We start from the raw sequence: 23,459 nt of genomic DNA, 5'->3' as shown, positions 1-23,459 counted from the left end.
TACGCTCTGTTTCTCTTACTTCATTTTATTTATATTACTTCCATCAACAACGCGTTAGACGGATGTTCTGTCTTGTGCTTTTGTTCATCTTATTTTAGGAAGTAGATATGACTCATCCAATTATTGCCGATTTAAACTCTCGTTACACCGCTAAAAAATACGATGCAACTAAACGCATCTCTGCAGAAGATATGGATGTGATTAAAGAAGCTATCCGTTTATCAGCGTCTTCAATTAACTCTCAACCTTGGAAATTCATCGTTCTTGAAAGTGATGAAGCTAAAGAGCGTTTCCACGGTACATTCGCGAACATGTTCCAGTTTAACCAACCACACGCAAAAGAAGCATCACATACTATTTTATTTGCACACAACCCTAAGTTTGATAAAGACCAATACAGAAAAGTGGTTGATGCAGAAGTAAGTTCAGGCCACCTTCCTGCTGAGCGTTACAACGATATGCTTGATGGCGCGTACGGTTTTGTTGAATTGAATACTGATGAAACAGGCTTTAACGGTAACTGGACTAAAGCACAATCTTACATTGCTTTAGGCAACACATTACACACACTTGCACGTATGGGTATCGCCTCTACTTCTATGGAAGGTGTTGATGCACAACTCATTGGCGAAACATTTAAAGATGAGCTTGATGGTTATGTTTGTGACTTTGCTCTTGCGTTGGGTTACCACAAAGACGTTGAAGATTATAACCACGGTCTTCCAAAAGCACGTCTACCAATGGAAGATGTCATTACTGTTCTATAATATACAGAACAACCCTATGCGCTAATCATAGAAATAGAAGGTCAGACAGATGTCTGGCCTTTTTTATTGAAAACTACCATAACCCAGCTCTTTTGACTGGGTTATTTTTTTATTACGTTCTTATTTATTTGGTACATGGTGTCAAAGTTAGGGATGTGTTGCTCCCAACGTGGTGATTCACCAATATAAGCTTGAACGGCTGCAATAAACTCTCTTACTAATGCAGTTTGTTTTCTATGAGGATATAATGCATAAACAGCAAGGCCTTGATTACAAAGGCCATAATGAGTTAATAATGGCTTTAAATTCATTTCTTCTATCGATTGATCAAGATTTGAAGAAGCAATTGTCGCGTAACCTAATCCATCTCTCACAGCAGCAATGAGTGTTCTCACATCATTAACTTTATACTTTCCTTTCATTTTATAACTTTTAAATAAAGTAGAATGTGGACTCTCACTTAATCTCACTGTATCTACCGTTATCGAACCATTACTATAAATAACAGAAGGCAAAGCAACCAATTCTTCTGGGGTTTTCGGCTCACCATTTTGTTTTAAAAATTCATTTGAAGCCAAAATTACAGCGCGGGTATCTGCAATTTTTTTCGCTATTAAACTTGAATCATCTAAACGGCCCAATCGAAAAGCAATATCAAAATGCTCAGTAATAATATCCGAGCGTTTATCATCCATTAACAATACAATGTCTACGTCTGGGTAGTTTTTCATAAACTGGCTAATCACTGGCTGCAAATATTGTTGACCAATATGTAGTGGCGCCGTAATTCTAAGTCGCCCTTTGGGTTGAATATGATATGAATCCGCAATAGTTTGCACATGGCCTATTGTATTAACCAAGAGGTATGCTTGTTCTAAGATCTCTTCTCCCGCCGGCGTTAAAGAGAAAGAACGAGTTGAACGATTAAGTAACTGCACACCCAACTCTGTTTCAAGTTTTTTTATCTGCTTAGATAGCGATGAATTATCCATATCATGCAGCGATGCTGCTTTAGTAAATGAGCCTTGTTGTACAATATCAATAAAAAGTGAAAGCTGATTAACCAATGACATGTGGGTTCCTTTTTCTAGCTAAACGATGATGAACTTAAGCGTAAATTTATTATTTAATTTGATTTCTTACTTTTTGATAAATACGCTCCGCTAACTGATGACTTGCTATATTACGATCAATCACAGTATCTGCTACATTGCCTTTTTCAACCACTGAAATCCAATCTTTGATCATCGCATCAAACCCTTTACTCGTAAGCATCGGCGTCCAATCTTTCAAGTTAAGTTTTTCTTCTGTATTCTTATGCCAAATTTTGCCTTCAACAAAAGAATCAAATTCAAAAGCTTGGTTCTCATAGCTTGCAGAAACACGCTCGGTTGTTATTCCAAAATTGCGGTTCATCGAAGCGTGTAACAATGCGGTTCCTACTTGCCACTGCACATCTAGCCGTGACAGTTGATTTCCTTGTTGTTGGTGGGTGATATAGAGATCAATAATCGAAGATTGAGCATTAAGATTTACACTATCAAGAGGGTGAATAAAGTCATCAAAAATAAAGGTACGTAAATCACCAGGAAGGGCGTAGCGATTTTTTTCCCAACGCAATGAACGCAGCTGCCCTACCTCCCCTTTTGAAAGCTCAGGCAAATGTTGATTATACAACGGAATATGACGACGATTAAAACCCACATACAGTGGTTGATTGTATTTTTCCGCTATTTCATAAAGCTTCTCAACATCTTCTGCTGAATCAGCCAAAGGTTTATCAACAAACGTTGGAATACCATTTTTTAAGAAAAAAGAGGCGACCTCAAAATGCACACTGGTTGCAGCATGGATCATTACTGCATCAATATTGAGTTTCAGGAGCTGTTGGTAATCTTCACAAATTTGATCCACACGATATTTCTGTGCCAATTGTTTTAACGTATTAAAATTACGAGTACAAAAAACAGGTTCTATACCTTCAAGTTGAGTAATGATAGGTAAATACGCTTTTTGAGCAATGTCACCTAAGCCAATAATTCCAATTTTCATTTCTGTCCTTTTTCATCTAGTCTCTTACGCCTTAGTATAATTTAAATATTTTTAACATTCTTGAATGCATAAGATTATTAAGCAATATTTATTCTAAGGCATACAAAGATAATGCTATTTATGCTTCAATCTATTCATACCGTTTTGACAGATGAGAACATCATGACCATTGAAAAATTTGATTCCATTTACCAACGAGCCATTGAACGTAAAGGCGGAGAAGCACAATTAGAACAGTTGCTACATAAGCCATTATCATCTCAAGAGTTAGCTTCGATTCCTGATGATCGTTGGTTAGCGGCATTTACTGAAAAAGTATTCCAATGCGGTATATCATGGAATGTAGTTCGTAAGAAATGGCCAGAATTTGAAGACGTATTTTTCCAATTCCGTATTCAACCTTTATTGCTTCAACCTGATGAAGCATGGGAAAAGAAAGCCCAAGACCCTCGGATAATCCGCCACTTAACAAAAGTAATGACGGTTCCCGCTAATGCAATGATGATTAATATCGCCAGCCTTAAATATGGTTCTTTTGGGAAGATGGTCGCAAACTGGCCAAGCGAAGACATCATAGGGTTGTGGGGATATTTAAAGAAAAACGGTAAGCGTTTAGGTGGTAACACAGGCGCTTATGCATTGCGTCAAATGGGGGTTGATACCTTTATTTTATCTTCCGATGTGGAATCTCATTTACGTAATTGCGGAATTATAGACAGTGGTAGAGATACAAAGCGAGCGCAACAGGCAGCCAATAAAGCGTTTACACAGTGGAAAATTGAGTCTAACCGTAGCCTGTCGGAAATAAGTCAAATCATCGCATATAGCTGTGGTGACAACAGGGTTCTCTGAAAATATAAAGCACCTCATCGTAGAGGTGCTTTATAACATTAATCATTCTTTTTTATTCAACTCAAATAATATGCCAACAGCAAGCACTGCGATGATAATAGTGACTGCGTAGCTCATCCAAATGACCAATTCTGTTAGTGGGCTTAACCCTTCCGATATCAACATAACTCCTCCTTGAGCAAATCTTTTCGGTGGCTCATTTTAAACATAACAACATGTATATAATGTGACAACAACCAAAATCATGTGAAAGAACGCATAAAAATACGACGAAAAACTAACTCTCTCGGTTATTTTTTCTAACGATTACATATAAATGTTGCTTACATCTAAATGAGCCTAATGAACCCAAATATTAATTTGATTAAACGTAAATTAATCCCATACTTGATCTATAGATAATAAGAATGATAGAGAATATATGAATAAGTTAATTTGCCCATGCTGCCGCCAACATCAAGAGTGGTTTTATAGCGAAACAAGTTGTATTTGGTATTGTATTTGTGGCAATGTTATTTTTGTTGCCTGACAAAAAATTAAGTAAAATCAGTCTTTATTGACTATTCTTATATTTCATCTGTTTTAATTTAAGGAACGATATGAAATGGATTGTCATATGTGGTTTTATTTTATTCTCATGCCCATTTAATACTCACGCCACTTCACTTCAAATTGCTTTTTTAGGCTACAGTAACCACCATGTAGACCGAAACTATGATTATAACGAAAACCATAAACTGATCGGTTTTAGTATTAACAATGGCTTTAGTGCTGCTCATTTTGTCAATTCTTATAATAATAACTCCACGCTTATTGGTTGGAACTTTAGTATGGACGATAGCCTTAACATACAGAAACTGTCGTTTCGTTTAGGGGCGATGATTGGCCTAGTGACGGGTTATGAACAAGATCAAATAATTACTTATATTAATGACGACATTAGCCTTTATTTAATCGCGCAACTTACCCTTTCTTATCCTATAACAGACACAATCGCCCTCTCTCTCGTTAATGGGATTGTGCCAGATTCAAAAGGCGTAATTTTTATGCACCATCTTCAGTTATCGTTCGACGATCTGTTTTGAAGTCTTCACTAGGTGATTAACAATCTTTTGCCTTTATTATTTATTTTTAATAAAAAGCATTTTATAAAGAGATTGGAGAAACACAGAAAAACTATAGCTAGGGTCTGCTTTACCATATTCATCAACAGCATAAATAAAGTTTGATTTGAACTTTTCAACAGCTTCTTCTGGAGTATCTGCATAGATGACATCATCTTCAACCTCAAAACCGTTATCTAATATCGCGGTTTTCTCTCGTAGAAATGTGCTTGATGCCATATCAAGAAAGGTATATTGCTTGCGATCACTGTTAGGGATGCAAAAAAATTGATACTTAGCCATATTAGTTTCCTCTATTAAATAAAACGTCTCAAAATGATTTTAATTTTAAATTGGCGTGATATTTTATTTTTAGAGCTAACGGCTTACATACAATATATGAATCAATATCACTTAACTAGCCATAATTATCAATGAAACTGTTTTATAAAAGAGATGTTCATCGCATTAACCTCAGAAAATGTATACAAAAAAGCCCCGTTGAATCCCTTCATTCAACGAGGCTTTGTATTACTCTTTACTTACTTTTTTATGGCGTAACTACGCCAAACCATAAATTAAATTGATCAAATACCGACATCAGTTGCTGGAATTTAGCTTGGTCAGAAACCGTAAATTCTCCCGCTTTCATTTCATCTTTCAATACTGATTTTTTCGACATCATGTTTTCAAACGCTTGGCGTGATAACGTAATGTTCAAATCCGCGTTATCAAATTGCGTATCAGTGTATGATTTCAATACTGAATTACTTAAATCCATTGAGTATTTACCATCGCCTTTAACATCGATATTCACTTTAATATTCATGCCTTTTGCAACATCAGGTTTCACTGTCACACCTAAGTATTTCATGAACTGATTAAACGGCATGTTCACGGCTATCGCGGCAGTATTTGGCGTTGCTACTGGTTTAATACCATTACGTAATTCTTTAGCGCCACCTAGATAATAGTTTCTCCAAGGACCAGACTCTGATTGATAGCCTAGTTGCTCCATTGCGTCCGCTTCTAAATAACGTGCATCCATATTGTTAGGATTTGCAAAAGTCACGTTATTTAACAGAGTCACCGCCCAACGGTATTCGCCTTTTTTGATTGCCGCTTCAGCAATTTCAATGACTTTCTTCCGCCACCTATCGCTTCAACGTATTTAGTGCCTTCTTCCGTTGGTGTTAATGGGTTTAGATTGGCTGGGTTACCGTCCCACCATGCGCCGAAGTAGTAATCGTAAGTCGCACGTGCATTATGAGAAACCGTACCGTAGTAACCACGGTTGTACCACTCTTTACCTAATGAATCTGGCAATTTAATTTCTGCTGAGATTTCATTTGGCGTATACCCTTTGTTTGCAAGACGTAGCGTTTGGTCATGAACGTATTTATACATATCACGCGTTTTCGCTAACTGTCCTTTAATCTTCTCTTGACCCCATGTAGGCCAATGGTGCGAAGCAATCATGGTGTCTGCTTTGTCGCCATACGTATGTAATGCTTGGTCTACGTAAGTCGCCCACGAAGATGCATCACGTGTTTTTGCGCCACGCAATGTCGAAATGTTGTGGATAGTGTGCGTCATTACTTCTGCTGCCATCATGGTTTTGTATTCAGGGAAATAGAACATGAATTCAGAAGGCGCTTCTGATTCTTGAGCCATCATCACTTCTAGATCAACACCATCAATCGTCATTTCTTGACCAGTGTGCTCTGCAATTTCAGTTGGCTTCACAATACCAGGTGAACCTGATGACGTCGTTTTGCCTAAACCGCCATCAACCATGCCTTTATTGTTCGCATCAAGAAGGTTGCCATACATGTATGAAGAGCGACGCGACATGGTAGTGCCTGCCATTAGATTTTCAGCAATAGAGTGTGTGAAAAAACCTTCTGGTGCTGCAATAGCTACCTCACCATCATCAATGGCTTTTTGAGTTGTTACGCCTAAAATACCACCAAAATGGTCTACGTGTGAGTGAGTAAAGATAACGCCAGTAACAGGCAGATCTTCCACATTATCACGCAATAGTTTTAAACCTGCTGCAGCGGTTTCTGGAGAAATAAGTGGGTCAATAACAATCCAGCCGTCATCACCTTTAATGAATGACATTACTGATAAATCAAAACCACGAACTTGGTAAACACCGTCTTTAACTTTAAATAACCCATTGATGTTATTTAATTTTGCTTGGCGAAGTAAAGAAGGATTAATGGTTTGAGTATTATCATCTTGGTCGATGAAATTAAATTTTGAGAAATCCCAAACGACATTACCGTTTGCGTCTTTAATTGTTGTTTCTGGCCATGTTGCAATAAAACCACGAGAAGCATCTTCAAAATCAGATTTATTATCAAAATTTAAATATTGCTTTAACTGGTCGTTCTTTTGAATAGTGTGCGTTGTCGCTTCTTTTGGCTGACTGGTTGTCGGCGCAGCAAACACAAACGCAGGCGCTAAGGTAGCAATAACAGCAAGTGATACTATGGATTTTTTAAATGACATAATTTCTCTCTTAATAGTGCGAGCAATCCATTTTGCTCGTCGATGGAGAAATATTAAGAGTTATCAATTAAACAATCGATAGTGTCATACTTAAAAGTGGATTTAGTTTTATTTAATCCATAACAGGAGCACTCCCGTTAATTCATAAATATAAACTCGTTAGATCTTGCGTAACCTCTTCAAATATCTGTTTTAACCACTGATGACCAGTATCTGATTGTTGTGAATGATGCCACGTCATATAAACAGGTAAGGGATGAGATTCAAAAGGCAATGGAAGTATCGTTAATGGCAGCATTTTAGACATCATTTTTGAATGCCATACTCCAGTTACGCACAACCAATCCATTTGAGCCGCCATCATAATAGAATTACAAATAGAGCCTGTCGCATAGGCTTCTTTTCGTTGAGGTAACTTATCAATTAATAACGAATCCATAATGTAGTTATCCATTCTCTGGGTTTTCCACAATAGGTGTTGTTCTGCAAAGAACTGATCTTGAGTGATACTGTCTTTAATTCTTGGATGGTCTTTTCTGCATACCACAACAAGCTGCTGTTCAAATAACAATTTATTATGATAGCCATGCTCTTCAAGTGGCACCGTTGCCAAAATTAAATCCACTTTACGCATGCGTAAATCAGCCTGTCTATCTTCTTCATTTAGATGCTCGATATCTGCTTTGAAATTTACGTTAGGAGCAAACTGATCACGGTATTTAATAAGAGGAGGAACGACCATTAAATCTAAATCTTTATGGCTTGAAATACGAAAGGTTCACTGACTAGTGCTAGGATCAAACGCTTGACGGGATTTTGCCCCATTTAATAACCGAATTAATGGCTCTTGAATTTCGGCATGCAATTCAATTGCAAAATTGGTAGGAACGATTCCTCTCCCTTGTCGAATAAACAGCGGATCTTGATATTGTTCTCGCAAGCGATTTAATGTGTGACTTACCGCAGGAGCACTAACACCTAAACTGACTGCTGCCTCATTCACACTGCGTGTATTCATGACAACATCGAATGCTTTAAGTAAATTTAGATCCATGAATTCCTACCACATCAATTATTTAGTAATGTGATTATAAGCAGCTTTATACTTAAAAATCTAACCTTGTCTTACTAGACTTCATTTCCATATTTACTCTGACATCAAATAACCTTAAAAAAATAAAGTTTAATTTATAAGACTCAAGCTCATTAGCTGATTAATTTCTACTCATCATGCCACTTCATTGTTAGCCTTAATATTACTATAACAACTAAATACGATATAACGGCTTAATGCTATAACAACGGATTGTTAATCTCAGTGGCTATCATTCTTAAAAAAGGATAGGACAATGCGTGATCTTATAAATTACTTTTCAAACTCTGATATCAAAATTCACCACGATTTTGCATCTTCCTTACGTCTTAATCCTCAAGTATTTAGCTACTGTAATCCATCATACCAACTGCCAATATCATCAAAACAACGCTTAGAAAATTACCTTGCTTTAGGTCAACCGTTTCTAATGCCTTTTGGGGATCTAAATCAAGCTGACACTTTAATTGCCTTCTCATTTGGTGACAGCGCTGATGTAAACATTCAACTAAGTGAACTGGCTGCAAATATCCAGCATTTACATCCCAATATTCATGTACAACTTCAACAAGAAATTGCACTCCACTTCCCTAAAGACAGACAAATCAGTGTTATTGAAAATAAGGACTACCAAACCACCACAGATATTGCGCGTGAAGCCTTAAACAACATTCATTCACGTAATGTTGTGGTCGTTGCCCAATCTTGGCATGCGAAACGCTGCATAAATACCTGTAAGCAACAAGGTTGGAATGTTGTTGGATTACGTTGTGTTGATGACTTTCCGGCAAAAGACCCTCAACCTTGGGTGAGAAATCCATTAAATTGGTTAATAAAAGAAAGTCACAGAGAAGTCGCAACAGGACAAGAAATCAGTCAATACTTTCAACTCTGCTAATTCTGTGATAATCACAAAATAATTGAGCTAACTATCTAATTTGTATAAATAAAACCTTATCTCTTGTTTTGTTCTAGAGTACCATTACGTTTTTATTTCCTACTCAGGCATACACTTCTCATCTACTCCTTATATCAACGGCATCAGAAGAATTCTTTATGTCGCATTCCCTTAATGGCGATTCGACACTAACCTCGCCTACGCACTCTCAACTCTCTATTCCAATGTCTATTCCTGGAGATAATTATCACACTTTATTGAGGGCAAATCCCATTGCCGATTCTTATCAAGAAACCAATGAAAAACGCGTTCAATGGGTAAGAGAATACGACTGGCATTTATCTCAGTCGATTAGATACCCGGTCCCATATTAGCTACGGATATTATATAATAATTTATACCCATTATAATGTTAAGTAATGTCTCACGTTAAAACTTATAACTCATTCCTACCATCAATAGATTAGCTTTAATAATTGGATTAGTGATATTTTTATATTCTATATTTAATCCCAAACCAAAATTGAACCGACTTTCAAGTCCTAATGATGCCTCAAAACCTATATCTGAAGCAGATTTAGATACGTTATCTATAGTGTAATCAACTTTATATCTGTTAGCCCCTAACTTTGTATAAATGAAGTTATTAATAAAATGATTTTCCATTAATGGGTACTGAAGAAAAGCACTAGTTCTAGGCCCATAAAAAGTATCATCATCCACTTCTGATACTATATTAATCAAACCACTAACTATACCACCACCACCAGATGTCCACCCACCTTCAATACCAATATATGGATTAATCATATACCGGTAGTAAGTATTAAGATTAAACGAATCACCAAACGAACCTCCATCATTTAATTTGAATTTTTGGCTACCATAGCCAACAGCGGTACCAACGATATGCTCAGCAAAAGAATGAAGGGGGAATAAGGTTAAGCATATAACAAATAAAGATATTTTTTTCATATTAATTACCTAGTTGAACAACTGTGATGGTTGTAATAAACATTATCAAATGAATCTTAGATACATTGAACGTATATATTGATTATTTGATTAGCCAAGTTACTAAGTAAAATTACAAAATTAAGCAGGTTGACAATATCGACAATTTGTCATGTATTTGTTTGTAATTGTCAGAGTTGTAGATTTGGGATTATAAGGTTGAGCTTCGCCCCGCCAAGCTCACTTTTTTCAAGTATCACCTGACCTCCATGTTTCTCGACAGTCAATTTTACTATCGCTAAGCCCAGTCCATTCCCCATATTTTCTTTATTTCGAGATGGGTCAAGACTGAAAAATGGCTCAAACACTGTACCCCAATATTTTTCTGGAATACCGGGACCATCGTCTTCTATAATAATTTTAAGCTGTTGCTTGTTTGATTGGCAAACCAGTCGCACTTTAGACTCAGCATATCGAACAGCGTTTGACAGTGCATTATCTAGCGCGGGTTTAAACAGATTTGTAGCGGCAAGAAGATAAACATCTGGATCAATAATGACTTCAATTTCTCGATTTTTAGGATTATAAAGACGCTTAACTAAATGATTAACGAAAGGTTCAAGAAGGAAGAATTCCTTATGTAGCGGTATTTCTTGACTGCTAATTTTGGTAAAATAAAGTAACCCATTAACCAATTGTTCCATCTCTTCCGTATCTTCAATAATGCTTGCTACTTTCTCCCACACATCTTCAATAATCGTACTTTCCTGAATTAATTCAGCTTGCCACTGAATACGAAAAATCGGTGTTCGAAGATCATGGGCTACCGCCTGTGCAAGGGTACGATTGTTAGAAATCAGTTGAGATATTTTGTCTGCCATATCATTCACGCTTTCGTTCAATCCCCCAACTTTACTACCACTGTTGGTTGGTACGCGTGCGTTTAAATTTCCTCTGGCAATATCGGCGGTAACCAGTTCTAAAACCAGGATCCGTCGGTTGAGAAACCAGATAAGACTGATTGAATAAATTAGAAACCCACCAATTATAAAAACAAAAAACAACGAATCGTTGAAGCTAATCTTCTCCCTAATCATAGAGTTAGTATCAGGTTCAAAATGATAAAAATTCGATACGTCAGGCAATGTAATCCACAAGTGCCTATCTTCGTTACGAAACGAAAAAGAATGTATCTTCTCATTCAGGGCAAAGTAATTTTTTACGTCTTCCGGTAACTCTTCTGGATGCACAAGGTTCAGATTGCTCGCGGTTAAATCAGCATAATTCAAAAGATACTGATTCAACTCTTGGTTTGTGCTGCACTCAGACAATCTTAGTAAGATACGTTGGAATGCTGCACTTTCCATATCTTCAAGTACATAGTCATAATCGGAAGATAACTGATAAACGAATTCATCATAAGCAAAAAGGCTAAGAATAAAGAAAAAAAACAACCGAATAAAAGATTCTATATAGATACGCCACATACTTAAATATCCTAATTTCTAGTCGTTCCAAGCGTCCGGTACAAAAACGTAGCCTTTTCCTCTAACAGTAATAATACGGTAGGGTGAAGACGAAGTATCTCCCAGTTTTTTACGCAAGCTGACCACTTTGTTATCTATAGTACGATCTAATCCATCATACTCAATACCACGTATAGCACGGGTTAAGTCATCTCTTGACAACACTTGATCCGCAGAACTGCCAAGCAACCATAAAAGATCAAATTCGCTATCTGTCATAACAATATGCTTACCAGACAGTTCACACCATTTCCTTATATTATTGAGCAATAACCCCCCAAAAATTAATGTGTTTTCTGACGATTGATATATGGATTCTGGCAAGTGTATGTGGGTACTTTCATTACGAACTAAAGCTCGTAATCGGGCTAATAGCACTCGTGGTTTTATAGGTTTAGTAACAAAATCATCAGCGCCAATTTCCAGCGCAACAACATGGTCAAAATCATCGCCGCTAGAAGTCAGTATTAGTATCTTACCTAAAAACTTGGGACGGATTTGTCGGCAAATTGTCAGGCCATCGATATCCGGTAACATAAGATCTAGCATCACTAGTTCAGGCTGTTGAGAAATAATGGCCTCAACAGCACTTTTACCTTCCGCAAACTCTACCACATCGAAATTTTGTGCCCTAAAGTACGACGACAGGATCTGACGAAGTTTATTGTCATCCTCAATAATAAAAAGACAGTGAGTAGTGTTCATAGTAATCCTCTGTGAGATTTAAAGCTCTTATTTTATTAAATTAGTTAATAATCATTCCCCGACGATTCAGAAAATAATGACAATTTTATTATATTGTCAGTCTAATTAAATTTGTATATTTCAATCCGTGCAATGCAAAAAACGTGCAATCCTAAGACGGACGAATGCAATCACAAGCAGCGCAGTTGAGTTAATCATTAATTTTTTCAACAACTCTAATTTTTAGCACTTCCACCATTTCATTGATTTATTGTAAGTTTTATTTAAATTACATCGTTAGGGTAATATTTCAATATGATTAATACATATAGAATCACATGTTTATTTTTTTTATCACTCTTTATTACTACAGGGTGTGGACCTTTTAAAAACAAAAAAGTTGCGTCTCCAATTGAAGATATACCAATACCAATACCAATACCAATACCAATTAAAAATATTAATTGCAGACTTGTTAAGTCAATGGACAATATTAAGGATGTGGGAAGGGATAGTGACGAAAGATGCCTTCCTGGTAATAATGAATTACAAAATCAACAATGGCACTTAATGAATGTTGGGCAAAATTCATTTTCAAGACAAGGTGGTATAAGTGGATATGACTTAAATTTATGGGCCGCTCATAGAGCGAGTGTATTAGGAGAAAATATAAACATTGGGATTGTTGATACTGGTATTTGGCTTGAACATCCTAATTTATTAAATAATGTTCAAGCAGTATCGCCAGGATGGAATTTCCGGACCAAGAATGAAGATATAAGACCAATTAACAATGAATCACATGGTACTGCTGTAGCTGGTATTCTAGCTTCAGTAGATAATGACATAGGTACAAAGGGGGTTGCTCCTATGGCAAAAATACAAGGATACAATCTTATTGGTGATGAGGTTGAGCAGAACTACACTAATTGGCGTAAGTCTCACGGACTTGAACTTGTTAATAAGGCATCTAATAATAATGCATTTAATAAAATTTATAATTTAAGCTTTGGCTCTGAAAATACTCAGCTTGAACCTTATTCACTAATTCAAGTAATGAAAGATGAAAATTTAATATATATGACTAACGAATATGATGTTATGTATGTTAAAGCGGCTGGTAACGAATATAAGGACTACCTATACGATGGAATGTATTTTTTTACACCTTATTCTCTATTGGCTGAGCCCTATAATATTCCAGTTGGAATCAGTACTATTAATGATATTAGTAATAATTTTTATGGTTATTTAGTAGTTAGCGCTATAGATGCATTTGGAAAAATTTCGGATTATAGTTCAGTAGGAAGTAACATTTTTATTAGTGCCCCTGGTGGGGGTTATGGGGAATATGGACCCGCTATTGTTACCACTGATTTGCCAGGTTGCGACAAGGGACAAAATACAACGACAGGCGATAATATAAATAAATTGCATGGTGGAAATAAACATGATCCAGATTGTAATTATACCGCAACTATGAATGGGACATCTTCAGCGGTGCCAAATGTGTCGGGCTCTATTGCTTTGATTATGTCAGCTAATCCTAATTTAAAGCAAAGGGATATTCGGGATATTTTAATAAAGGGGGCTACCCGTATAGATGAATATTATCCCGCTATAGAAGGGAAATATTATTATAATCCTGACAATGATGGTTTTTATGACACTTATACTGCTATTGAACCTTGGGAAAGGAATAACGCAGGGTTTTGGTATAGCCCATTATATGGTTTCGGACTTGTAGACGTTAATAAGTCTTTAATATTAGCAAAAACTCATGAACCGTTACCTGATATGAAAATATCTAGTTGGATTGATACTAGTGATGATAAAATTGAGATTCCAGATAATGGAATCCATATTGTAAGTAGTATAACAGATGTTAACAACTTAACCGTTGAATCAGTACAAGTAAATTTAACATTTGACCATGAAAGGATGTCAGACTTATTAGTCAAATTAATTTCACCAAGTGGAACAAGTAGTACATTATTGTCTCCACATAGTGCTATAATTTTTTCTTCAGAAGAAAAAAGTTATGATGACACCTCTAATTCTACATTATTTTTATCTCATAAATTTTATGGCGAATCATCCGAAGGAGATTGGAAATTAGTCGTATCTGATATGAGTAAAAAAGTTGAAGTTTACTATATAGATGATTTTTACAGCACATTAAGCTTGGACAAAGATAATCAAAACCCTCGTATCATGACAGTAAAAAACAACAGAGTTAATGGTATTTTAAACTCATGGTCCTTACGAATATTTGGTCATTAAAATGGTATTCCTTATGAAAAAATTTATTTTTTTACTTATTTTTACAATCTCTTATTTTTCTTTTCAATCTAGCGCGAAAGCTAATGAATTTAAACAAATATGCAAATCAAATAATGCTTATGATTATATGAAAAATCAACATGAAAAGAGAAGCTTTATGTATAAAACAAATAATGATGGAGACCTTATCACAAGTGATAAAATTGAAAATCTTATTTTTTTAAAATTAGATAACGATAGTGAAATCTCGGTGTTGGTAAAAACATTCCCTATAAAGTTTATGTATAGTCGAAACCGTATTTTTGTATTTAACATAGATAAAGGAGTCAATATCTGTAAGCTTCGAAATAATATGCTTAAAAAAGGTTTCTATCCAGAATTTGAATTTAATAAAAATAAATTGAAATTGAAATAAAAATTAACATATCGTTAGAATACTTTCCTTTAAGTATTCTAACGTGTTATTAATACGTTATTTATGGGAATACAAAACTCACCATGAATTCATTATTATTAACTATAAATATCTAACTTAGATATATTAATATCCCAAAAAATACTTAGTAAAGGATATTTCACGACAAACACAGATTCAACTTAAAATGGATAAAGTGCCAGAGTTTGATCGAACTAAGTCTCAGAACTTGATGATTCAGAAGGTGCGTGGTACCCAAAGAAAAAGAAAGTCACAGAGAAATCGTAACAGGGCAAGATATCAGTCAATTTTTTCAACTCTGTTAATGTTGTGAAAATAACAAAAAATAATTGTGCTAACCATCTAATTTGTATAAATAAAACGACTTACTCTTGTTTTGTTCGAGAGTACCATCACATTTTTATTTTCTTCTCAGACATACACTCTTTTGCTACTTATGAATATCGTTCAGCATGACTTAATTATAATGTTGAACTACTTATATCAACGGCATCAGAAGGATTCTTTATGTCGCAGGTTTCTCTTAATGGCGATTGGACACTTACCTCGCCTACGCATTCTCAACTCTCTATCCCAATGTCTATTCCGGGAGATAATTATCACGCTTTATTAAAAGCAAATCTCATTACGGATCCTTATCAAGAAACCAATGAAGAACACGTTCAATGGGTTCGGGAATGCGATTGGCATTTATCTCGCACTTTTTCCTTATCGCAACAAGAACGTAATGCCGCTTCTTTATTATTAAACTTAAGCCGTCTCGATACACTTGCTGATATCTTCATTAATGGTGAATTGGTCTTACACAGCACCAATATGTTCCAACTGCACCGTATTGATATCAAACCCTTTACGGTCGTTGGTGAAAATCATATTGAAGTGCATTTCTCTCGTGTCGATGAAGAAGGCCAACAACGAGCTGACACACAACCGATGCCTATTCCGTGGGCAGTAGGAAACAACCAAGTTCCTCACATGAACCAGATCCGAAAAACACAATGTCACTCAGGTTGGGATTGGGGGATCTGTTTATTAGTATCTGGTATTTACGATCCTATTTATATTGATGTCATTGAACACATTACCCTGTTGTCTGCTCATACTGAACAAATTTGGCACCAAGGAAGTGTTGATGTCAGCGCTGTAGTTCATCACGATCCGATAAGTGATCATGAACTCACCGTGACATTTGGCGATCAAATACAAATGACCACCACTTGTGAAACGGGGATCACTGTCGTTAATTTCCACATTGAAGACCCTGAGCTTTGGTGGCCAGCAGGATACGGAGAGCAACCATTATACTCTTTGCATGTTGATCTGAATAATCAATCAATCTCTAAAAAAATAGGGCTTCGCCAAATTACCTTAAACAATAAAGACGATGCCATTGGGTCTGCAATGGAGTTTGTGATTAATGGCTTCCCTATTAATTCAAAAGGGGCCAACTGGATCCCTATGGATGCAATGCCAAGCTTAGAGTCTGAAGATCGTTATCGTGAACTATTGAGCAGTGCAAAAGAAGCCAATATGAATATGATCCGCGTTTGGGGCGGTGGTCAGTATGAATCAGATACCTTCTATGAGATTTGTGATGAATTGGGCTTAATGGTATGGCAAGACATGATGTTTGCGTGTTCACTCTATCCCTCAACAGAGGCTTTCTTAAAAGAAGTTGAACCTGAGATCCGCCAACAAATAAACCGACTTAAAGATCACTCCTCGATTGTCCTTTGGTGTGGCGATAATGAAGTGATAGGTGCTATTGGTTGGTATGACGAATCCAAAAACAATAAAGTTACCTACACAGTAAATTATGACCGTTTAAATCGTAATATTGCTCAGTGGATTGCCGAAGAAGACTCAAGCAGACGTTTTTGGACAAGCTCGCCTTGTAATGGCGATATGGATTTTGGTGACGCGTGGCACAACGATAACCGAGGTGATATGCACTTCTGGGATGTGTGGCATTCTGGCAAATCATTTAGTGCTTACTTAGACATTAAACCTCGTTTTTGCTCTGAATTTGGCTTTCAGTCATGGCCTTCTTTTGCTGAAGTGAAACGCTTTGTTCCTGAACATGATTGGAACGTCACTTCTCCAACATTTGAAGCGCATCAAAAAAATGGGCGTGGGAACAGTATCATCACAGAAATGTTTACCCGTTACTTCCGCTTTCCATCTAACTTTGAACAAATGCTGTATTTAAGCCAAGTACAACAAGCAATTGCGATTAAAACGGGATGTGAATATTGGCGTGTAATTAGCCCTATTTGCCGTGGTATGTTGTATTGGCAATTAAATGACAACTGGCCAGTAAGTTCATGGTCGAGCATTGAATACAGTGGCCGTTGGAAGCAACTTCATTATCATGCGAAGCGATTTTTTGCACCTACCTACATTCCTTTTGAAGAAACGGAGAACGAAGTTCGAATCAGGGTAGTAAACGATTCTCGATTTGAAAACCATATCGACGGTAATGTGTATTGGATGGATTTCAATGGCGAAGTTCTTGGTCAATGGGCAATTAATTACTCTATTGAAAAAGATGGCAATGATATCATTTGGTCATTAACAAAAGAGAAATTTCAAGTCAGTGAAAATAACTGCTTTTTCTTTGTCGAAATAACCGTTAATGGCGAGAAAGTTCAAAATACATGGTTTGCTGCACCAACGATTAAACAACTTACGATTAAAAAAGCGAATATTGAAGTAACTCAAGAAGATAATCGCATTACTCTGCGCTCTGATTATCCGGCTTTCTTTGTGCACTTAGAGCACGATGGAAAAGGCAGGTTCAGTGATTCAAGTTTTACTCTGCTGCCTCAAATTCCGGTAACGGTAGATTACCTAGGGGATGACATAGATACGTTAATACACTCTTTACGTATTTACGATTTATCTAATAGCTATTAAGGGTTCATTCTACATGGAGGTACTTTTTTGTACCTCCAATTTTATGTAATATGATTAATATTCTGCTTTTACTCGTTCAATAATCAATTCTCTGAACCAACGATGTGAATGGTCAAAATCAAAATGCTTATGCCACATAAGAACATAACATCCCGCTTCCATTGCTATGGGCGCTGGTAATATTTTTAATGGTGAGCCTTTCAACATGTTGTCTACGTATTTTGCGGGAGCACATAGAATCAAATCACTGTGTTCACACAATTCCATTGCTGAATGAAAATCTGTTAAGTTAACTGCGATATCTCGCTTTAAGTGTTCTAAATTTAGAATATCATCCAACAACCATTGCTCAATACCACCAAAAACCACTTGTAGATGACGATATTTTAAAAAGGTGTCTAATCCCCATTTTTCTTGAAATAACGGATGGTCTTCTCGAACTAAACAAACGGCATGATCTTTAACTAACTCAACATAATTCAATTCTGTGGGAATATTTTCCATGTGCCATTTAGAACGAGAGTCCCACTCCCAACAACTTATTGCCATATCAATTTCACAGCGTAACAATTGTTCTAAGCTGTCACGACGCCATGTTTTCGCATGCACATTGACTTGAGGTGCTTGCTTTAATATCTCAGGCATGAAATGGGGATAAGTTAAAGAATATGCAGGTTCTACCATGTGAATATCAAATGTTCTTTGGCTTTCACTGGGTTCAAAATGCGCGGGGCGAGTAAATAGCTCCAGATGTTGTAACACTTGACGTAATTCTGGTGCTAATTGCTTTGCTCTAGGCGTTGCCCGTAATCCATAAGGTGTTCTCTCAAATAAGGGGTCACCAAATACTTCACGCAATTTAGCCAACTGCTTGCTAACCGCAGATTGACTTAAATGCAATCGTAAAGCGGCAGAGGTTACGCTTTGCTCTTCTAATAAGACTTCTAGCGTATTTAGTAAGTTATAATCAAATTGCTGCACTAACTGTCCATTCCTTTATTCATCACAATATACGCGGTGAAACACTACTTATTTACTAATGCAAACATATCTCTTGAGGTGTATCGATAACAACCATTTGTCTCACTGTTATGTAGTGCTAAATCAAGCATACTTTGAGCAACCAGCTCTCCATGAATAGGCTTATAATTAAGTAAAAACCCTCTCATTAAGGGATGAAAGAGTTTCATTATTCCTTGCAATAATGTTTCGTCCGAACGTGTTTCTGCTCTTGTTCCAGACAAAGGACCAGGCTGCATAAACGTAACATTTTTAAAACCAATCGCCGTGACTTTTTCTTCCATCTCACCTTTGCATTTTAAATAATGCGAAAGTGCAGAACTTGATGCTCCAATACAAGACACAACATAAATACATTCAACGCCAATATCACGCATAGATTGAGCTACGTCGACCACTAGCGATACATCAATGGCTTTAAGTGCCTCTTTGCTGCCAGCCTGTTTAATGGTCGTTCCTAAGGCGATAAAACCAATGCGAGGAATACTCTCTTTAAGACTTTCTTTATCAATAGCTAATTCAGAACTTACTATCTGGATAAGCTTAGAACTTACCTCTTCTAACGGTCGACGAGTTAAGCTATAAACGTGTTGAACTTCATCATTTTTTAAAGCGAAATTCAATAAATGATGGCCAATCAAACCAGTAGACCCTGCAATAATGATAGACGATGGTTCCTGCATAACATGCCCTTACTCAACCTTAATTGAGAATAGAATCACACAGCATTTTTCTCTGTGTTTTTAATCAGAATAACCCCTAGAATACCAAATCCAAACTCTAAAAACAGATAGAAAAGCAACAATCCATTTGGCATCCCATCAAGAGCAATACTTAATAAACGTCCAAATGCCAAGCCCACCATAAAAACAACCAAACTATACAAGGCCGGCAATTGGTACTTTTGATTAAATGCTCCCACTAACCAAAGCATAGCAAACCCTAAATACAATCCCATAACAGCACGGAAGATATGCGTGACATTAATTGATGTTGGGTCAATATTAAACAAAAAAGGCAATGATTGTGCAGGCATTAATCCATAGGCAAGCGCTATTATGATTAAGCCAGAAGACGCTGAAAGTAAAAATAATCGGTTCATATTTTATTTCCCATATATTGGTATGCATTACTCTATGCATAAAAAAAAGGTGCATTTACATTCTTAATCACAATGACAAAAATATACCTGCACCTTTACTATTATTTATTTGAACTGATGAATTAGTTACCCACACCACCTGAAATTACGGTATCTGAAGTCACTGGTGGCCACTCTTTAAACGTTTCTAAATGCTGACCGACAGCAGCTTGAGCTGGGCCAAATGCCCACATTTTTTGTCCCATCCATTTTAGGTACATTCCCGATTCTTCCGCTGCTCGCTCGTAAGGATCACGACGTAAATTGAATAATAACGGGGCATTTAACTCTTCTTTTGCCCCGCTCCATCCATGATTTTGCACAACAAAGTGTGCTTTCCAATCACCCACGCGTACCGCTTGTAGCTTATCTCTTTCATAATAAAACAGCTCTTTACGATTCGATTCGCCATCATTAGTTAACATGTCCATTTGGTTGTACCCATCCAAATGTCCTTTAAACCCTTTATAGCCCTTAAGCATTTTTTCTTTTAAATCAGCAGGTCCACCCGCCGCTTCGATTAAAGTTGGCAATAAATCCATGCCATCAAACATGCCATTGTTTACTGTGTTTTTAGGAATTTTATTTGGCCATTGAATTAAGAATGGCGCACGAACACCGCCCTCCCATGTTGTTCCTTTCTCACCGTGAAAAGGCGTCATGCCACCGTCTGGCCATGTCATAATTTCAGGGCCATTATCGGCAGTAAAGATAATAATGGTATTATCTAAAATACCTAATTCTTCAATCTTCGCCAGCATTTCACCAACATGATCATCTAAGTCTTTCATGACGACTTCTTGTAATCCCCACCCGTTTTGACCTAACATTTTTTCGTATTTAGGCGAAAGATGAGTCCATACGTGGCCTCTCGATGGACAATACCAAGTAAAGAAGGGTTGGTTGTTTTTAACGGCTTTTTCGATAAAGTTAATGGTGTGTTTATTTACTTCATCATCTAACGTTCTCATTCGCTCAATTGATAATCTTCCATCATCTTTAATGGTTTGGTTTCCTTTACCATCTGAGGTGGCGTGAATAACATTACGTGGGGCAAACTTTTGAAATGCTTCGTCTTTTGGCCAATCTGGATCTTCCGTATATTCCATCGCGTTGAGATGATATAACCACCCCCAATACTCATCAAAACCATGGTTGGTTGGTAAAAATTCATCTCTATCTCCCAAATGGTTTTTACCAAATTGACCTGTTGTATAACCAAGGGTTTTTAATACTTCAGGAAGCGTTGGCGTATCTTGATTTAAGCCTACAGGACCGCCGGGTAAACCAACGGAGTGCATCCCTGTTCTCACGGGTAATTGTCCTGTCAAAAAGGCAGAGCGACCAGCGGTACAAGACGGTTGAGCATAATAATCGGTGAGTAGCATTCCCTTTTCAGCAATGCTGTCAATGTTTGGTGTATCACTGCTCATTACGCCATTATGATAAGCACTGAGGTTTGAGATGCCGATATCATCGGTAAAAATAACAAATATATTTGGCTTTTCTTGTGCTGCATTCGCTACCAATGAAAATGAAAGTGCTGCTGTCACGGTCAAGCTTTTAAACATCCTATTCATCGTAATTCCTTATCTTTTATCATTATCACTGAGACTGCTTATCACTCTTGAAAAGTAACAACTTAGAATCAATACCTTAATTTAAAAGATAGGACACGCTTTAAAATTAACCACATTTAAACTGAATTTATTGTCTGATATTTTTATTATTTTATTACACGCATAAAAAAACGGATGCGATTAAGCATCCGTTTTTCAATCATCAATAGTAAGCGTTAAATCGCCCAACCACCCACGTAAAACACAATCAAAGCGATCGTGATTGACACAATACCTACGTTTAGTTTCTTAAACTCACCAGCAAAAATGCGTCCAACAACCAGAGTAGTAAAGCCAATCATGATGCCCGTTACGATGTTTGCAGACAGAATAATAAACACGGCACAAACAAGGCCAGATAATGCATCAACAGAATCGTCAAAATCCAATTTAGACACATTACTCAGCATTAATAAGCCTACGTACATTAATGCCGGAGCCGTTGCATAAACAGGAACCAAGTAACTGACTGGTGATAAGAAAATCATGGCTAAGAACAACACGCCCACAACCGCAGCCGTTAAACCTGTTTTACCACCCGCCGCTGTACCCGCCGCCGATTCAATATAAACAGCAGCAGGAGCGCCACCAACAACCGCTGCAACAATTGAACTTGCAGAATCCGCCGTTAGTGCTTTGCCACCATTAATGATTTGTCCGTTTTCATCCAATAAATTCGCTTGACCTGCCAGTGCTCGGATAGTCCCTGTTGCATCAAATACCGCCGTCATTACTAGAGCAATAACAACAGGAAGAATCGCAGGCGTTAACGCTCCCATAATGTCCATCGAACCAATCAATGAACCACCATCGGCCGTTTCTAAACTTGGTAATGCAAAGAAACCATTATAAATCACGTTTGGATCGAAGATTAAGCCGATAATAGAAATACCGACAATCACTAATAAAATACCACCGGGAACGCGTTTTTTCTCTAAACCAAAAATAGCAGCAAGACCAAGTACCGACATAATGACAGAGAACGACGTAATGTCGCCTAGCATAATAGGTAAACCTGCGTGTGCATTTTTAACAATAAGTCCTGTGCCATCCGCAGCAATTAATAAAAGGAATAAACCAATACCAATGCCAGTACCATGAGCAATCCCAACAGGCAGATTACTTAATATCCATTGGCGAACGCCCGTTACCGTAATTAGCGTAAACAACACGCCCATAATAAAGATAGCACCAAGCGCAACAGGAATGCTGACGCCTTGCCCTAATACCAAGCTAAATGCAGTAAAGGCAGTTAAAGAAATAGCACAACCAATCGCCATTGGTAAGTTAACCCACAAGCCCATTAGTAATGAGCCAAATGCGGCAACCAAACACGTCGCAACAAACACAGCGCCCGAGTCAAATCCTGCGGCACCTAACATACTTGGCACAACAATAACCGAATACACCATCGCTAAGAACGTCGTTAATCCTGCGATCATCTCTGTTTTTACCGTACTACCGCGTTCTGATATTTTAAAGAAACCATCAAGTTTTTTATCCATGTTGGATTGTGGTGCTGTATTCTGTGCATTGCCCTGAGACATGGGAACATTCCTTACTAATAAGCGTTAAGATGCTGTCATTTTCTGCGCGCA

General features: G+C 37.1%; 20 protein-coding genes and 2 pseudogenes. 8 read left to right on the top strand and 14 right to left on the bottom strand.

The genetic code is table 11. The features are described from left to right. The first annotated feature begins 107 nt into the window (after positions 1 to 107). The gene (locus tag A6E03_RS09570) at positions 108 to 767 is read left to right on the top strand and encodes a nitroreductase family protein (RefSeq protein WP_060992004.1); all 660 of its coding nucleotides are present in this window, start codon (positions 108 to 110) and stop codon (positions 765 to 767) included. A gap of 101 nt (positions 768 to 868) precedes the next feature. Here the strand turns inward: A6E03_RS09570 and A6E03_RS09565 are convergent, their stop codons facing one another. Then, positions 869 to 1,840, bottom strand: a complete 972-nt coding sequence (locus A6E03_RS09565) for a LysR family transcriptional regulator (protein ID WP_065592398.1) — start codon at positions 1,838 to 1,840, stop codon at positions 869 to 871. A 49-nt stretch (positions 1,841 to 1,889) separates the two neighbouring features. Further along, positions 1,890 to 2,819 (bottom strand): Gfo/Idh/MocA family protein, encoded by a 930-nt coding sequence (locus A6E03_RS09560; RefSeq protein ID WP_065592397.1) that lies wholly within the window; start codon positions 2,817 to 2,819, stop codon positions 1,890 to 1,892. A 162-nt stretch (positions 2,820 to 2,981) separates the two neighbouring features. Here A6E03_RS09560 and A6E03_RS09555 point away from each other — a divergent pair, with 162 nt between their 5' ends. Beyond that, positions 2,982 to 3,671, top strand: coding sequence for a DNA-3-methyladenine glycosylase I (locus A6E03_RS09555; protein WP_065592449.1), 690 nt, complete (start codon positions 2,982 to 2,984; stop codon positions 3,669 to 3,671). Between the two features lie 42 nt (positions 3,672 to 3,713). Here A6E03_RS09555 and A6E03_RS20470 read toward each other — a convergent pair whose 3' ends face one another. Next, entirely contained in the window at positions 3,714 to 3,836 is a 123-nt protein-coding gene (locus tag A6E03_RS20470) for a hypothetical protein (protein ID WP_255310624.1), read from the bottom strand. A 434-nt stretch (positions 3,837 to 4,270) separates the two neighbouring features. Between A6E03_RS20470 and A6E03_RS09550 the strand changes: the two genes are divergently transcribed. Further along, positions 4,271 to 4,756 (top strand): hypothetical protein, encoded by a 486-nt coding sequence (locus A6E03_RS09550; protein ID WP_065600733.1) that lies wholly within the window; start codon positions 4,271 to 4,273, stop codon positions 4,754 to 4,756. Positions 4,757 to 4,792: 36 nt separating this feature from the next. On the opposite strand, the gene A6E03_RS09545 is transcribed toward A6E03_RS09550, so the two are convergent. The 3 genes and pseudogenes from A6E03_RS09545 to A6E03_RS09535 all read right to left on the bottom strand — a co-directional run bounded on the left by A6E03_RS09545 (position 4,793) and on the right by A6E03_RS09535 (position 8,345). After that, positions 4,793 to 5,077, bottom strand: coding sequence for a hypothetical protein (locus A6E03_RS09545; RefSeq protein WP_065600732.1), 285 nt, complete (start codon positions 5,075 to 5,077; stop codon positions 4,793 to 4,795). 247 nt (positions 5,078 to 5,324) lie between these two features. After that, positions 5,325 to 7,291: pseudogene (locus tag A6E03_RS09540) on the bottom strand (alkyl/aryl-sulfatase). Positions 7,292 to 7,433: 142 nt separating this feature from the next. Further along, positions 7,434 to 8,345, bottom strand: a pseudogene (locus A6E03_RS09535) (LysR family transcriptional regulator). Between the two features lie 295 nt (positions 8,346 to 8,640). Between A6E03_RS09535 and A6E03_RS09530 the strand changes: the two are divergent. Continuing rightward, positions 8,641 to 9,282 carry a YdcF family protein gene (locus A6E03_RS09530; protein ID WP_141676935.1) on the top strand — a complete coding sequence of 214 codons (642 nt, stop codon included), beginning with the start codon at positions 8,641 to 8,643 and terminating at the stop codon, positions 9,280 to 9,282. A 158-nt stretch (positions 9,283 to 9,440) separates the two neighbouring features. Next, positions 9,441 to 9,656, top strand: a complete 216-nt coding sequence (locus A6E03_RS20050) for a hypothetical protein (RefSeq protein ID WP_141676936.1) — start codon at positions 9,441 to 9,443, stop codon at positions 9,654 to 9,656. 55 nt (positions 9,657 to 9,711) lie between these two features. On the opposite strand, the gene A6E03_RS09525 is transcribed toward A6E03_RS20050, so the two are convergent. From A6E03_RS09525 to A6E03_RS09515, 3 genes are all read right to left on the bottom strand, one after another. Beyond that, positions 9,712 to 10,257: an outer membrane beta-barrel protein gene (locus tag A6E03_RS09525; RefSeq protein WP_065592393.1), complete on the bottom strand. Its 546-nt coding sequence runs from the start codon at positions 10,255 to 10,257 to the stop codon at positions 9,712 to 9,714. A gap of 170 nt (positions 10,258 to 10,427) precedes the next feature. Then, complete coding sequence (locus A6E03_RS09520; RefSeq protein ID WP_065592392.1) at positions 10,428 to 11,723, bottom strand: ATP-binding protein; 1,296 nt, start codon at positions 11,721 to 11,723, stop codon at positions 10,428 to 10,430. Positions 11,724 to 11,741: 18 nt separating this feature from the next. Beyond that, a complete protein-coding gene (locus A6E03_RS09515) occupies positions 11,742 to 12,467 on the bottom strand; it encodes a response regulator (protein WP_061029855.1) in 726 nt (241 codons plus the stop codon). A gap of 294 nt (positions 12,468 to 12,761) precedes the next feature. Here A6E03_RS09515 and A6E03_RS09510 point away from each other — a divergent pair, with 294 nt between their 5' ends. The 3 genes from A6E03_RS09510 to A6E03_RS09500 all read left to right on the top strand — a co-directional run bounded on the left by A6E03_RS09510 (position 12,762) and on the right by A6E03_RS09500 (position 18,081). Continuing rightward, a complete protein-coding gene (locus A6E03_RS09510; protein WP_083201856.1) occupies positions 12,762 to 14,729 on the top strand; it encodes a S8 family serine peptidase in 1,968 nt (655 codons plus the stop codon). A gap of 13 nt (positions 14,730 to 14,742) precedes the next feature. Then, positions 14,743 to 15,144, top strand: a complete 402-nt coding sequence (locus tag A6E03_RS09505) for a hypothetical protein (RefSeq protein ID WP_065592391.1) — start codon at positions 14,743 to 14,745, stop codon at positions 15,142 to 15,144. A gap of 528 nt (positions 15,145 to 15,672) precedes the next feature. After that, entirely contained in the window at positions 15,673 to 18,081 is a 2,409-nt protein-coding gene (locus tag A6E03_RS09500; protein ID WP_065600731.1) for a glycoside hydrolase family 2 protein, read from the top strand. 54 nt (positions 18,082 to 18,135) lie between these two features. On the opposite strand, the gene A6E03_RS09495 is transcribed toward A6E03_RS09500, so the two are convergent. From A6E03_RS09495 to A6E03_RS09475, 5 genes are all read right to left on the bottom strand, one after another. Next, the gene (locus A6E03_RS09495; protein WP_065592389.1) at positions 18,136 to 19,062 is read right to left on the bottom strand and encodes a LysR family transcriptional regulator; all 927 of its coding nucleotides are present in this window, start codon (positions 19,060 to 19,062) and stop codon (positions 18,136 to 18,138) included. Between the two features lie 44 nt (positions 19,063 to 19,106). After that, positions 19,107 to 19,784, bottom strand: coding sequence for a nucleoside-diphosphate sugar epimerase (locus tag A6E03_RS09490; protein WP_065592388.1), 678 nt, complete (start codon positions 19,782 to 19,784; stop codon positions 19,107 to 19,109). Positions 19,785 to 19,819: 35 nt separating this feature from the next. Beyond that, positions 19,820 to 20,203, bottom strand: coding sequence for a DUF4345 domain-containing protein (locus A6E03_RS09485; RefSeq protein WP_065592387.1), 384 nt, complete (start codon positions 20,201 to 20,203; stop codon positions 19,820 to 19,822). Positions 20,204 to 20,325: 122 nt separating this feature from the next. Next, a complete protein-coding gene (locus A6E03_RS09480; RefSeq protein WP_176703467.1) occupies positions 20,326 to 21,813 on the bottom strand; it encodes an arylsulfatase in 1,488 nt (495 codons plus the stop codon). Positions 21,814 to 22,037: 224 nt separating this feature from the next. Continuing rightward, a complete protein-coding gene (locus A6E03_RS09475; RefSeq protein WP_065600730.1) occupies positions 22,038 to 23,408 on the bottom strand; it encodes an NCS2 family permease in 1,371 nt (456 codons plus the stop codon). Positions 23,409 to 23,459 lie beyond the last annotated feature (51 nt).

Origin of the sequence: Aliivibrio sp. 1S128 (assembly GCF_001691065.1) — a bacterium.
Classification (GTDB): domain Bacteria; phylum Pseudomonadota; class Gammaproteobacteria; order Enterobacterales; family Vibrionaceae; genus Aliivibrio.
This window is presented reverse-complemented; position numbering and strand designations above follow the sequence as displayed.